We start from the raw sequence: 13,841 nt of genomic DNA, 5'->3' as shown, positions 1-13,841 counted from the left end.
CTCACTTGTCGCCGAGTTGGACGATCATCGCGCGAAACGTGGTGAAGCGGGACAGATTGGTGATCGCATCGTCGGCCGTGCGGTTGCCTGCCTCGGACGCGAGCGCGGCGTCGAGCGATTCCATGTCGTCCCAGTCGAGCATGGCGACCATGTAGCACGGCTCTCCGATCACGGGTGTCGCATCGTGGCTCACGGTGAATCGTCGCAGGTCCGGAAGCTTGTTGGCGAGCGGAATGTGAATGTCGCGGTAGTGACGTTCGAAGCCGTCGACATCGGCAGGCCGGTCGTACAGTGCAATGAATCGCGCGGTGGATTGCCTGTCGCTCATTTCGCCGCCATCGGGATGAGTGCCAATTTGCCGACGGTAGCTCTGGATTCGAGCTCCGCGAGAATCTTCGGTCCGTCGGACAGGTCGTATGCGGTGGGTGTGCCGGGAGCGAGCACGCCGCCGCCGATCAGCGCGCCCAGCTCACCGATCACCTCGCCGAATATGTGCGGCGCTGACTGGATCAGTACACCGATGTTGAGGCCGATCACGTGAATCTGGTTCTTGTACACCAGCTCCCAGTTGCTGAGTGTGGCCTCGCCACCCGCAACGCCGTATACGACAACCCGACCGGTGACCCGCTTGGCAACGGCCAGGCTGGTCTGGAAGGTGGCGCCGCCCGCCGATTCCAGCACCAGGTCGACGCCGGCGCCGCCGGTCAGCCGCAATACCTCGGCCGCGAGATCGGGGTGGTGAGAGTCGACGACGTGGTCGGCACCCAAGGTCCGCACCACCTCGTGTTTGCTCGGCGATGCAGCACCGATCACGTTCGCGCCGTAGTGCTTTGCCATCGTCACCGCCGCCTGGCCGGTGGCGCCTGCCGCGGCGTGGATCAGCACGGTTTCCCCTGCGACGATCCCGCCCAGCGGTTTCAGCGCGGCCAACGCGGTCGGCCAGTTCACGACGAGCCCAAGCGCCTGCTGCGCGGTCCAGCCTGTGGGCAGCGGGACGGCACCCGCCGCCGACAGCGTCGCATATTCGGCGAACGCGCCGTCTCCCACTCCGACGACGCAGTCGCCCGGGTGGAGTCCGGTCACCGAATCGCCCACGGCGACGACCTCGCCCGCCGCCTCGAACCCTGCCAGGTACGGCGGCTGCGGGCCGCCCAAGAAGGTTCCGTAGGACTTCGAGATGTCGGCGAAGTTGACGCCCGCGGCGGCGACCCGAATCAGCACCTCCCCACAGCCGGGAACCGGAACCGGTGCGTCGGTGATCAGGCGTAGATCGCGCGGACCGTCGAACGAGCTCTGTTGCAGAGCTCGCATTGTTGCGGGAGTGGGCATGGCATCGGCTTTCCGGTTCGACTGCAGGCAAGGTCACCTATAAAGACCTCCCTCGGAGTCGAAAGGAATCGGCGCCGGGTATTTCCCACGCCAACAGGGCAAGCAGCAATTCCGCGCGGACCCGCGCTTGGCCCAGATCGCAGTCGAGAAGATCTTCGATTCGGGCGATCCGACTGCGCAGCGTGTGGCGGTGGACGCCTAATTGCGATGCCGCCGACTCCCATTGGCCGTTCGCCTCCAAATAGGCGCGCAAGGATGCCACCAGGTCGGTGCCGTGCTGCTCGTCGCTGCGCGCAAGCACCGGGTAGGTGGCAGAGGCGATGGTCAGCAAGGTTTCGCGTGCCTGCTCGGATGCCAGCAACATGGAGCCGGTGGTCGAGTCGAATTCGACCAGTCGTTCGTCGGCATTCGCGAGGGTTGCCGCGATACGGGCCTGTTCCAGGGCCAGCGGGGCCTTCTTGATCGGCTGGGGCTTGCTCAGCCCGACCCGAATTCGCTTGGCCGCCTTCACTGCAAGACCGTCGAACAAGCTCTCGGCGACCGAGACGGTATCGGTTCCCCGCAACAGGACTGCGACGCCGTCGGCCGACGGCTGCAGAAACACACCACGGCCCGCCTGCCGCAGGGCCACTTCGACGTGTCGGTGCACCGCCTTGGTCGACGACTTGATCGACAGCACCCGGATCCGGTTGTTGCCGTCGGATGCGTCGTCGAGATAGGTGGGTATCGAGGTGTCGGCAAATCGTCCGTCGAGCAGCAATGCGACGGCGGTGCCGTTGAGTCGGGTCTGTTCGGCCTGCAACCGAATCGGCTTCTCCAACTCGAGTGTCAGCAAGGAAACAGCGTGGCCCAACAGGATGCGATCGATGTTGCCGAGCGTCCCCCGGCCTGCGATCGCAAGGTGGCCGTGGCCGTGGCCGGGCTTGCCGACACCGACGGGCTGCAGCGTCAGGGTGTGCGACGGGTTGCTCAGCGAGATGGAGGCCGCGCCGTCGATGTGCGGGTTGGCGGCCAACGCGTCGCGGGTCTCGTCGATCAAGCCGGTGCGGGCGGCGGGATGGACCGACGTCGACTTGGTCCCGACGAACGCAACCGGCATCGTGGTCGCGATCGAGAGCTCGCGCACGATCGCGTCGACGCCACCGCGCAGCGCCGCGCGGGTGATCCTGGTCTGCACGGTGGCCGCGCGGAGGACCTGCTCGTATTCCTGCTCCGCAAGCCGTGCCATCACGGCCTTCGTGACGGCGGCGAACGGCGTCGTGAAAGGAATCTCGATCAGCGTGAGGTCGAGTTCAGTTGCAGCCGTAATCAATCCGGCCGGAACGGTTCGGTGAGACAGCCCGGTGCCGAACGCCAACGCCGCGACGCCCACCGAGTCCAGCAGCCGAACGTAGTCGCCGAGACCGGCGTCGTCGTCGGGAAGATCCAGGCCGGTGGTGAGGAGCAATTCGCCACCCGAGAGCCACGGTGACGGGTCGCGCAGCTCGGTCGCTTGCGCGAACTGGATCTCACGGCCGGTGCCAGGTCCCGCGCGCAGCGCAAGTCCGAGCTGGTGTTGCTGAAGTAGCCACGAGATGGACACCGACATGGTTCCGATGCTTCACCACCACCGACGAGAATGCCACTCCATAGTGGTGTGGTCAGAGCACCATCGCGGTACAAACTGGCACGGACGAAAACCTCGCGCGGGACCGATACTCGAAGCAACCGACAACGTAAGGACTCGCCATGAGCACTCCGGCCTACCGGCTCCCGCAAGAACGTCGCATCGTGACCGAGTTTCCGGGTCCACGTTCGGCGGCCCTTGCGCAGCGTCGTAAGGCCGTTGTGGGTGCCGGCGTCGCATCGACCCTGCCGCTGTACGTGGCGGACGCCGACGGTGGCGTGATCGTCGACGTCGACGGCAACTCGTTGATCGATCTGGGCGCAGGCATCGCCGTCACCAGCGTCGGGGCGTCGAACCCGGCGGTGGTTGCGGCCGTGCAGGACCAGGTCGCGCACTTCACTCACACCTGCTTCATGATCGCGCCGTACGAGGGCTACATCGAGGTGGCGGAGAAGCTCGCCGAACTCACCCCCGGCGACCACGACAAGCGATCGGTCCTGTTCAACAGCGGTGCCGAGGCTGTCGAGAACGCGGTCAAGATCGCGCGGTATGCCACCGGACGTGACGCGGTGATCGTCTTCGACCACGCCTACCACGGGCGCACCAACCTCACGATGGCGCTGACGGCCAAGTCGATGCCGTACAAGAGCGGCTTCGGACCGTTCGCGCCGGAGATCTATCGGGCGCCGATGTCCTACCCGTTCCGTGATGGTCTCAACGCCGACGGGTCGGCCGTCACCGGTGCGCAGGCGGCGGCCAGGGCGATCTCGGTGATCGAGAAGCAGGTCGGAGCCGACAACGTCGCGGCGATCCTGATCGAGCCGGTGCAGGGTGAGGGCGGCTTCATCGTCCCGGCCGAGGGTTTCCTCCCCGCGATCGACGCCTGGGCGAAGGCCAACGGCGTCGTGTTCATCGCCGACGAGGTCCAGTCGGGCTTCGCCCGCACCGGTGCCTGGTTCGCCAGCGAGCACGAGGGCATCGTCCCGGATCTCGTCACCATGGCGAAGGGCATCGCAGGCGGGATGCCGCTGGCCGCCGTGACCGGCCGCGCCGACCTGATCGACGCAGTTCACCCCGGCGGATTGGGCGGCACCTACGGCGGTAATCCGGTCGCCTGCGCAGCCGCGGTGGCCGCGATCGAGCAGATGACGACGCTGGATCTCAACGGGCGTGCGCGCGCGATCGAGGCGACCGTCGTCGCCCGTTTGACGGCGCTCGCGAAGAACGTCGACATCATCGGTGACGTGCGCGGGCGTGGTGCGATGCTCGCGATCGAGCTGGTGCTTCCCGGTGGTCGTGAGCCGAATCCCGATGCCACCAAAGCGATTGCGGCGGCCGCGCTCAACGCCGGCGTCGTGATCCTGACCTGCGGAACCTACGGCAACGTGATCCGACTGCTGCCACCGCTGGTGATCTCCGACGAGTTGCTCGACGAAGCTCTGACCGTCCTCGAAGACACCATTCGCACTGTTGCACAGGAGAACTGACATGACTGCCGCATCCGATCTGATCGCGACACTTCCCACCGATCTGTGGCTGGGCGGTAAGCAGACGCCCGCGTCGTCGGGAACCCGGTTCGCCGTTCTGAACCCGGCGACCGGTGCCGAATTGACCACCGTGGCAGACGCTTCGGCGCAGGACGGGATCGCCGCACTCGATCTGGCCGCGTCGGCCCAGTCTTCGTGGGCGGCGACGCCGTCGCGGGAACGCGGCGAGATTCTGCGCCGCGCGTTCGAGTTGCTGCACGAGCGTGCCGACGACTTCGCACTCCTGATGACACTGGAGATGGGAAAGTCGTTGCAGGAGAGCCGCGGTGAAGTGAATTACGGCGGCGAGTTCCTGCGATGGTTCAGCGAGGAAGCCGTGCGGATCGGCGGACGGTTCACGCAAGCGCCTGCCGGAAACGGTCGAATCCTGGTGACCAAGGAGCCGGTCGGACCGGTTCTCGCCATCACCCCCTGGAACTTCCCTCTTGCCATGGGTACACGCAAGATCGGGCCCGCGCTCGCGGCCGGGTGCACCGTCATCGTCAAGCCCGCGGAGGACACCCCGCTGACGATGCTGCTGCTGGGCCAGGTCTTCGCCGATGCCGGTCTGCCTGCCGGCGTGCTGTCGGTGCTGCCGGCGTCCGACGCGGCGTCGGTGACGGGTCCGCTCATGGACGACGATCGGCTGCGGAAGCTGACCTTCACCGGCTCGACGGGCGTAGGCAAGCTGTTGGTGCGCAACGCCGCCGACCGCCTGCTGCGGACATCGATGGAACTGGGTGGGAATGCGCCGTTCATCGTGTTCGACGACGCCGACATCGACGCCGCCGTCGACGGTGCGATGCTCGCCAAGATGCGCAACGGTGGCGAAGCCTGCACGGCGGCGAATCGGCTCTACGTGGCCAATGCCGTCCGGGGCGAGTTCACCGAGAAGTTGACCGCACGGATCGCGGCGCTGAAGGTGGGTGCCGGTGATGAGGCTGGAACAGAGATCGGCCCGCTTATCAACGGCAAGCAGCGCACCGCCGTGACGGCCCTCGTCGACGACGCCGTCGCCAAGGGCGCTCGGGTGCGCACGGGTGGCAGCGCGCCGGCGGGCCCCGGCTTCTTCTTCACTCCGACGGTGCTGGACAACGTGCCTGCCGACGCCGATTTGCTGACCAACGAAATCTTCGGACCGGTGGCAGCGGTGGTCGGCTTCGACACCGAGGACGAGGCGGTCGCCGCAGCGAACGACACCCGGTATGGCCTGGTCGCGTACTTCTATACCCGCGATCTGGCTCGGACGATGCGGGTTTCGGCCGCGCTGGAGACCGGCATGGTCGGTGTGAACAGGGGCGCGATCTCCGATGCCGCCGCGCCGTTCGGTGGCGTCAAGGAATCGGGTTTCGGCAGGGAAGGCGGTTCCGAGGGGATCGAGGAGTACCTGGAAACGAAGTACATCGCGCTGTAGGTAGATCGCGCTGTTGGTCCTGCCATGCGCGATATTGGTCACGCTCGACCGAGCCGTCCGGCATGGGTCCCAACGCGCACTTCGCTACCCACCTTCCCACTTCGCAGTCCTCACCGGGGGTGCGAAGTGGGCAAACGGTCTGCGAAATGCCGCGAAATTCTGCCGGCGACGGACTGCCGCGGTCGTCAGGTCAGGTCGATCACGATCGGAGCCCCGGTGTCGAACCAACGCGAATGCAGCGCGACAATTTTCGGCCGACTCGCCTGGCCTGGCGTATGGAAGACGCACTCGGCGTAGTCGAACGGGTTGACCGTTTCGGTATAGCTGACGCGTGCGGTCGCAAGCTCCTCCTCGTCGACGATCTCGCGGGCCGTGCCGAAATGCGTCCCGTCGGATAGCCGGATGTGCACCTTCGGATCGGCACGGATGTTGTGCAACCAGGCCGCGATCGCTTGTTCGCGCTCGACGCCGAGCATCGCGGGCCCGAGCATGACCAGGTAGACCCGGGCGCCGTTGCGAATCGCCCGCAGGCATTTGCGCCGAGGCTTGCCTGTTCGGCGCCCCGTAGTGGTCAGAATCCCGACACCGCGCGGTGTATGTGCGAGGAAGATCGGGAGCTGCAATGCGCTGAGCACTCGCCCGCCTTGCGAGGACTTGGTGAACGGGTTGAGGCGTCGCTCGGCTGGCGCATCAGTCACATGGACATTCTCATCCCGATTTGTCCTGTTCGCAGGAAAACCGTGCGCCGTACTGCCGACTCTGCGCCGAAGTGACGTCTTGTAATTCTGTTCGACAGCGAGATCGGCAGCCCGTGACGGTTGCCCGTCCCCGATTTCTCTGCGGCGATATTGATCACGCTCCGATCGGGCGCCCAGCACCACGGTCAAGTTCCCACCGTCGTCTCGGCGGGGTTCGAATCCGGTTCGACGACGTCCTCTCGGGTCGGCTCGTAGGATTCGACGCATGCAGTGGACCCTCGAAGTGGTGATCGTTCCTGTCAGCGACCTCGATGCCTCGATCGCGTTCTATCGCGACAAAGTGGGCTTTCATCTCGATCACGACACCCGCAACGAGCACATGCACGTCGCGCAGCTGACGCCGCCGGGATCGGGCTGCTCGATTGTGCTGGGGGACTTGCCATCTCAGCGCGCGATGGAGCCGGGATCGCTGAAAGGCGTACAGCTCGTCGTTGCCGACGCCGCAGCTGCGCACGCGGAACTGCAGAGTCGTGGCGTCTCCGTCAGCGACATCACCGTCTTCGACGACCGCGACGGTGGAACCTTCTTCGGATTCGACGATCCGGACGGCAATGCCTGGGCGATTCAGGAGATCAAGGCTCGCGCCGAGCGGCCACTGATTCCCGAGGGTTACACAGCGCCCTGGGCGTGACTCGGACGGCTGTCTCGACGGCAACCGGTCGGGTTGCGCTGATCTACAATACGAAGTGCTGGTCTGAGGGCGACGCTGCCGGGAAGCCCAGCTAGGGCAGGTAATTAGGAAGCCCTAAGTTGGTACTGAGCCATGGTTCTGACTTATCGTTTCCTCTTACGCCGGACACAGACTGTCCAGCTGACCGAACAGCCGAATCGCCGGTTTTCCGCATACAGATCGTATCGGGGCGAGTAACTGGTCGGAGGTAGCGAGCGCGCAAGCGTGTCGTTGCCCGAACTGCCCTGGGTGAACAACTGCAGCAGCAACCTGCACCTGGATGACCACCACTGTCGCTGGTCGTCGATGCATAAAGGCTGTCTAGAACTAAAGGCGGGTGCATGAAGCAACCACCAGGCCGGCAAGGCCTCTACGACCCCGTCAACGAGCACGACGCGTGCGGCGTTGCCTTCGTGGTCGATATGCACGGACGTCGAAGCCGAGACATCGTTGACAAGGCCATCACGGCGCTGATCAACCTCGAGCACCGCGGAGCGGCAGGTGCCGAGCCGAACAGCGGTGACGGCGCAGGCATTCTCCTGCAGGTGCCGGACAAGTTCTTCCGTGCAGTGGTGGACTTCGAGTTGCCCGCCGAGGGGGCGTACGCCACCGGCATCGCATTCCTCCCGCAGGCCCGGGCCGAAGCCGCCAAGGCCTCCATCGGCGTCGAACAGATCGTCAGCGAAGAGGGCCTCGAAGTCCTCGGCTGGCGCGATGTGCCCACCGACGAGTCCTCGCTCGGCGCCCTCGCGCGCGACGCGATGCCAACCTTCCGCCAGGTGTTCATCGGTTCTCGCAAGACTTCCAGCGTCCAGATCAGTGGCATGGAGCTCGAGCGTCGGGCTTACATCATCCGTAAGCGCACCGAGCACGAGCTGGGCACCGATGGCGCGGGCCGCGGCGCGACCGGCAGCGAATCGGTGTACTTCCCCAGCCTGTCCGGGCGGACCTTCGTCTACAAGGGCATGCTGACCACCCCGCAGCTCAAGGCGTTCTACGTCGATCTGCAGGACGAACGACTCGAAAGCGCGCTGGGCCTTGTGCACTCGCGCTTCTCCACCAACACGTTCCCGTCGTGGCCGCTGGCGCACCCGTTCCGCCGCGTCGCGCACAACGGCGAGATCAACACCGTCACCGGCAACGAGAACTGGATGCGGGCCCGCGAGGCGCTCATCGAGTCCGACGTCTTCGGCGAGGGCAAGCTCGAAAAGATCTTCCCCGTCTGTACGCCGGGGGCCAGCGATACCGCCCGCTTCGACGAGGTGCTGGAACTGCTCCATCTCGGCGGTCGCAGTCTGCCGCACGCCGTGCTGATGATGATCCCGGAGGCCTGGGAGCGTCACGAGAGCATGGATCCGGAGCGCAAGGCGTTCTACCGCTACCACGCGTCGCTGATGGAGCCGTGGGACGGACCGGCGTCGGTGTGCTTCACCGACGGCACCCTGGTCGGCGCCGTTTTGGACCGCAACGGTCTGCGTCCCGGTCGCCTCTGGGTGACCGACGACGGCCTGGTGGTCATGGCGTCCGAGGTCGGCGTTCTCGACATCGACCCGGCCAAGGTCATCCAGAAGGTCCGGTTGCAGCCGGGCCGCATGTTCCTCGTGGACACCGAGCAGGGTCGGATCGTCAGCGACGACGAGGTCAAGGCCACCCTCGCTGCCGAGCACCCGTACCAGCAGTGGCTGGACGAGGGCCTCACCGAGCTGGCCGACCTGCCCGAGCGTCCGCACGTGCACATGCCGCACGATCGGGTGCTGATCCGTCAGCAGATCTTCGGCTACACCACCGAAGAGCTGAACCTGCTGATCTCGCCGATGGCGAAGACCGGTGGCGAAGCACTCGGCTCGATGGGTACCGACACCCCGGTCGCCGTCCTGTCGGCGCGGCCGCGGTTGATCTTCGATTACTTCTCGCAGCTGTTCGCGCAGGTCACCAACCCGCCGCTCGATGCGATTCGCGAAGAGGTGGTCACCAGCCTCGGTGGCACCATCGGTCCGGAGTCGGATCTGATCGAGCCCGGTCCCGAGGCGTGCAAGCAGATCGTGCTGCCCAGCCCGATTCTGCACAACGACGATCTGGCCAAGCTCGTCCACATCAACGACGACGGCACCCAGGACGGCTTGCGGTCCGTCGTTGTTCGTGGCCTGTACCAGGTCGCCGACGGCGGCGAAGGTCTCCGCGATGCGCTCGAAGCGATTCGGGCGCAGGTCTCGGCCGCGATCGACGGCGGCGCACGCATCATCGTGCTGTCCGATCGTGAGTCCAACGAGAAGCTGGCACCGATCCCGTCGCTGCTGCTCACCTCGGCCGTCCACCACCACTTGGTCCGGGAACGCACCCGCACCAAGGTGGGTCTGATCATCGAGGCCGGTGACGCACGCGAGGTGCACCACATGGCGACGCTGGTCGGCTTCGGTGCTGCCGCGATCAACCCGTACATGGCGTTCGAATCGATCGAGGACATGCTCGACCGCGGTGCTCTCGACGGCATCGAGCGTGAGGTCGCGATCAAGAACTACATCAAGGCCGCAGGCAAGGGCGTGCTGAAGGTGATGTCCAAGATGGGCATCTCCACTGTCGCGTCCTACACCGGCGCCCAGCTGTTCCAGGTGATCGGCCTGTCGCAGAAATTGGTCGACGAGTACTTCACCGGCCTGCGGAGCCAGCTCGGCGGCATCGGGCTCGACGAGATCGCAGCCGACATCACGACCCGCCACGGCGTCGCCTACCTGGAGAACCGTCAAGAGCGCGCGCACCGCGAACTCGACACCGGCGGCGAATACCAGTGGCGTCGCGACGGCGAATACCACCTGTTCAACCCGGAAACAGTGTTCAAGCTGCAGCACTCGACGAAGACGGGTCAGTACGACGTCTTCAAGGAGTACACCTCGCTGGTCGACGACCAGTCGGAGCGCTTGGCGTCGCTGCGTGGACTGTTCACCTTCAAGACCGAGGGCCGCACGCCGGTCCCGATCGAGGAGGTCGAGCCTGCCTCGGAGATCGTGAAGCGTTTCTCCACCGGCGCGATGAGCTACGGCTCCATCTCAGCGGAGGCACACGAGACGCTGGCCATCGCGATGAACCGCCTCGGTGGTCGCTCCAACTCGGGTGAGGGCGGCGAGAGTGTCGACCGATTCGAGCCGGACGAGAACGGTGACTGGCGGCGCTCGGCGATCAAGCAGGTCGCATCGGGTCGCTTCGGCGTCACGTCGCACTACCTGAGCAACTGCACCGACATCCAGATCAAGATGGCGCAGGGTGCCAAGCCCGGCGAGGGTGGCCAGCTGCCCGCGCACAAGGTGTACCCGTGGGTGGCCGAGGTTCGGCACTCCACGCCCGGCGTCGGGCTGATCTCGCCGCCGCCGCACCACGACATCTACTCGATCGAGGATCTCGCTCAGCTGATCCACGACTTGAAGAACGCCAACCCCAGCGCCCGCGTCCACGTGAAGCTGGTGTCCGAAGTGGGCGTCGGCACCGTCGCTGCCGGTGTTTCGAAGGCGCACGCCGACGTGGTGCTGATCTCCGGCCACGACGGCGGTACCGGCGCGACGCCGCTGACGTCGATGAAACATGCCGGCGCACCGTGGGAGCTCGGCCTCGCCGAGACCCAGCAGACGTTGCTGCTCAACGGACTTCGCGATCGGATCGTCGTGCAGGTGGACGGTCAACTCAAGACCGGCCGCGACGTCATCGTCGCTGCTCTGCTCGGCGGCGAGGAGTTCGGTTTCGCCACCGCGCCGCTGGTGGTCTCGGGTTGCATCATGATGCGCGTCTGCCATCTCGACACCTGCCCCGTCGGTGTCGCGACGCAGAACCCGGTGCTACGCAAGCGTTATGCGGGCAAGCCGGAGTTCGTGGAGAACTTCTTCCTTTTCATCGCCGAAGAGGTGCGCGAGTATCTGGCGCAGCTCGGGTTCCGCACCCTGAACGAGGCCGTCGGCCAGGTCCAGATGCTGAACACCACCAAGGCGAAGGAAGTGTGGAAGGCCAGCAAGCTGGACTTGTCCCCGATCCTCGAGGACGTCGAGTCGGCGTTCATGAACCAGTCCCTCTACAACACGGGGACACAGGATCACGGTCTCGACAAGGCACTCGATCAGCAGCTGATCGCGCAGAGTCGCAACGCACTCGATCGTGGCGAGAAGGTGGTCTTCGAATCGAAGATCACCAACGTCAACCGCACTGTCGGCACCATGCTCGGTCACGAGGTGACCAAGGCATACGGTGGCGCTGGCCTGCCTGACGACACCATCGATATCACCTTCACCGGATCGGCGGGCAACAGCTTCGGCGCCTTCGTTCCGGCCGGTGTGTCGTTGACCGTGTTCGGTGACGCCAACGACTATGTGGGCAAGGGACTTTCGGGCGGCCACCTGGTGGTGCGACCGTCGCTGACCGCGCCCGCTGACTTCGTCGCGGAAGACAACATCATCGCGGGCAACGTGATCCTGTTCGGCGCGACGAGCGGTGAAGCACTCATCCGCGGCGTCGCAGGCGAGCGGTTCGCGGTGCGTAACTCGGGTGCCACCGCCGTCGTCGAAGGCGTCGGCGATCACGGTTGCGAATACATGACCGGCGGCAAGGTGGTCATCCTCGGTGAGACCGGCCGCAACTTCGGTGCAGGTATGTCCGGTGGTGTCGCTTATGTCTACAACCCGGGTGCAACTTTCGAAGCCAACCTCAACACCGAGTTGGTGGACCTCGAAGACCTCGAGGGCGACGACTTCACGTGGCTCAAGGACACCATCACCCGCCACCGTGACAAGACGGAATCGGCTGTCGCCGAGCGGATCCTGAGCGACTGGTCGCAGCAGGTGAACCACTTCGTCAAGGTCATGCCGCGGGATTACAAGAAGGTACTGCTCGCCATTTCCGAAGCCGAAAAAGACGGCCGGAATGTCGACGAAGCGATCATGGAGGCCGCACGTGGGTGAGCTCATCCGCCTCGCTGCCCGCCTCTCCGCGTTTTGCGTCCATTGCGCGGGGCTCGGCTCCGCACAGCGGTATCTGTCAGATGCGTGCCGACAGGATGCACGTAAATTCTTGAACGGGGCAACAAATGGCTGATCCCCAGGGATTTCTAAAGCACACAGTCCGGGAGACTCCCGTCCGTCGGCCTGTTCCGCTTCGGCTGATGGACTGGAAAGAGGTCTACGAAGACTTCTCGAAGGACACCCTCAAGGACCAGGCCAGCCGCTGCATGGATTGCGGTATTCCGTTCTGCCACAACGGCTGCCCGCTGGGGAACCTGATTCCCGAGTGGAACGACCTTGTGTACAAGGACCGCTGGCGCGAGTCGATCGAGCGTCTGCACGCCACCAACAACTTCCCGGAGTTCACCGGTCGGCTGTGTCCGGCGCCGTGTGAGGCGTCGTGCGTCCTCGGCATCAACCAGGACCCGGTCACCATCAAGCAGGTGGAAGTCGAGATCATCGACCGCGCCTTCGAAGAAGGCTGGGTGCAGCCGGTCTACCCGACGCGGTTGACCGGTAAGAAGGTTGCCATCGTCGGCTCCGGTCCCGCCGGACTTGCTGCGGCACAACAGCTCACGCGCGCCGGTCACACGGTCACCGTATTCGAGCGTGCCGACCGCATCGGCGGATTGCTGCGCTACGGCATCCCCGAGTTCAAAATGGAGAAGCGCCACATCGATCGTCGGCTCGCGCAGATGGAAGCCGAAGGCACCATCTTCAAGGCCGGCGTCGACGTCGGTGTCGACATCACCGCTGCCGAACTGCAGGAAGAGTTCGACGCCGTGGTGCTGGCAGGCGGCGCGACCGCAGCCCGCGATCTCCCGATCCCGGGCCGCGAATTCGACGGCATCCATCAGGCGATGGAGTTTCTGCCGTGGGCAAACCGCGTGCAGTTCGGCGACGACGTGCTCGACGAGAACGGTCAGCCGCCGATCACGGCGAAGGGCAAGAAGGTCGTCATCATCGGTGGCGGCGACACCGGCGCCGACTGCCTCGGCACCTCGCACCGTCAGGGCGCGACAAGCATCCACCAGTTCGAGATCATGCCGCGTCCGCCGGAGTCTCGCGCCGAGCAGACGCCATGGCCGACGTACCCGCTGATGTATCGCATCTCGTCGGCGCACGAAGAGGGCGGCGAGCGCGTGTTCTCCGTCAACACCGAGCAGTTCGTCGGTAAAGACGGCAAGGTGACCGGTCTCGAAGCGCACGAGGTCGAGATGGTCGAAGGCCGCTTCACCAAGGTCGAAGGCTCCGACTTCACCCTCGATGCCGACCTGGTGCTGCTCGCCATGGGCTTCGTCGGGCCGGAGAAGCCGGGACTGCTGGAAGGCCTCGGCGTCGAGTTCACCGATCGCGGCAACGTCAAGCGCACCGACAAGTGGGCAACCACCGTCGACGGCGTCTTCGTCGCAGGCGACATGGGTCGTGGCCAGTCGTTGATCGTGTGGGCCATCGCCGAGGGTCGTGCAGCGGCCGCAGCGGTCGACACCTTCCTGGTGGGGGAGACGGCACTGCCGTCACCGGTCCTGCCGACGACGGCACCGCAGCGGTAACCGTTTCCG

The 13,841-nt window shown here is 65.4% G+C and carries 9 protein-coding genes; 5 read left to right on the top strand and 4 right to left on the bottom strand.

Annotated elements, in window-relative coordinates; translation table 11 throughout:
* Position 1: 1 nt before the first annotated feature.
* Genes FOY51_RS02595 through FOY51_RS02585 form a run of 3 tightly spaced genes read right to left on the bottom strand, consistent with a single transcriptional unit; the run spans position 2 to position 2,917 of the window.
* On the bottom strand, positions 2–328 hold the full coding sequence (locus FOY51_RS02595) for an EthD family reductase (protein ID WP_235916057.1): 327 nt from the start codon (positions 326–328) through the stop codon (positions 2–4).
* Positions 325–1,329 (bottom strand): zinc-binding dehydrogenase, encoded by a 1,005-nt coding sequence (locus FOY51_RS02590; RefSeq protein WP_149428612.1) that lies wholly within the window; start codon positions 1,327–1,329, stop codon positions 325–327. The genes FOY51_RS02595 and FOY51_RS02590 overlap by 4 nt, the downstream gene beginning before the upstream one ends.
* 37 nt (positions 1,330–1,366) lie before the next feature.
* Positions 1,367–2,917, bottom strand: coding sequence for a PucR family transcriptional regulator (locus tag FOY51_RS02585; RefSeq protein ID WP_149428611.1), 1,551 nt, complete (start codon positions 2,915–2,917; stop codon positions 1,367–1,369).
* A 140-nt stretch (positions 2,918–3,057) separates the two neighbouring features.
* Here FOY51_RS02585 and gabT point away from each other — a divergent pair, with 140 nt between their 5' ends.
* Positions 3,058–4,422, top strand: coding sequence for a 4-aminobutyrate--2-oxoglutarate transaminase (gene gabT, locus FOY51_RS02580; RefSeq protein WP_149428610.1), 1,365 nt, complete (start codon positions 3,058–3,060; stop codon positions 4,420–4,422).
* Position 4,423: 1 nt separating this feature from the next.
* A complete protein-coding gene (locus tag FOY51_RS02575; RefSeq protein WP_149428609.1) occupies positions 4,424–5,875 on the top strand; it encodes an NAD-dependent succinate-semialdehyde dehydrogenase in 1,452 nt (483 codons plus the stop codon).
* A 185-nt stretch (positions 5,876–6,060) separates the two neighbouring features.
* Here FOY51_RS02575 and FOY51_RS02570 read toward each other — a convergent pair whose 3' ends face one another.
* Positions 6,061–6,573, bottom strand: coding sequence for a nitroreductase/quinone reductase family protein (locus FOY51_RS02570; protein ID WP_187776140.1), 513 nt, complete (start codon positions 6,571–6,573; stop codon positions 6,061–6,063).
* A gap of 265 nt (positions 6,574–6,838) precedes the next feature.
* Between FOY51_RS02570 and FOY51_RS02565 the strand changes: the two genes are divergently transcribed.
* The 3 genes from FOY51_RS02565 (at position 6,839) to FOY51_RS02555 (ending at position 13,832) form a co-directional block, all read left to right on the top strand.
* Entirely contained in the window at positions 6,839–7,264 is a 426-nt protein-coding gene (locus FOY51_RS02565) for a VOC family protein (RefSeq protein WP_149428607.1), read from the top strand.
* Between the two features lie 380 nt (positions 7,265–7,644).
* The gene (gene gltB / locus FOY51_RS02560; RefSeq protein ID WP_149428606.1) at positions 7,645–12,240 is read left to right on the top strand and encodes a glutamate synthase large subunit; all 4,596 of its coding nucleotides are present in this window, start codon (positions 7,645–7,647) and stop codon (positions 12,238–12,240) included.
* A 125-nt stretch (positions 12,241–12,365) separates the two neighbouring features.
* Positions 12,366–13,832, top strand: a complete 1,467-nt coding sequence (locus FOY51_RS02555) for a glutamate synthase subunit beta (RefSeq protein WP_149428605.1) — start codon at positions 12,366–12,368, stop codon at positions 13,830–13,832.
* Positions 13,833–13,841 lie beyond the last annotated feature (9 nt).

It is taken from the genome of Antrihabitans cavernicola, from assembly GCF_008297975.1.
Classification (GTDB): Bacteria; Actinomycetota; Actinomycetes; order Mycobacteriales; family Mycobacteriaceae; genus Antrihabitans; species Antrihabitans cavernicola.
This window is presented reverse-complemented; position numbering and strand designations above follow the sequence as displayed.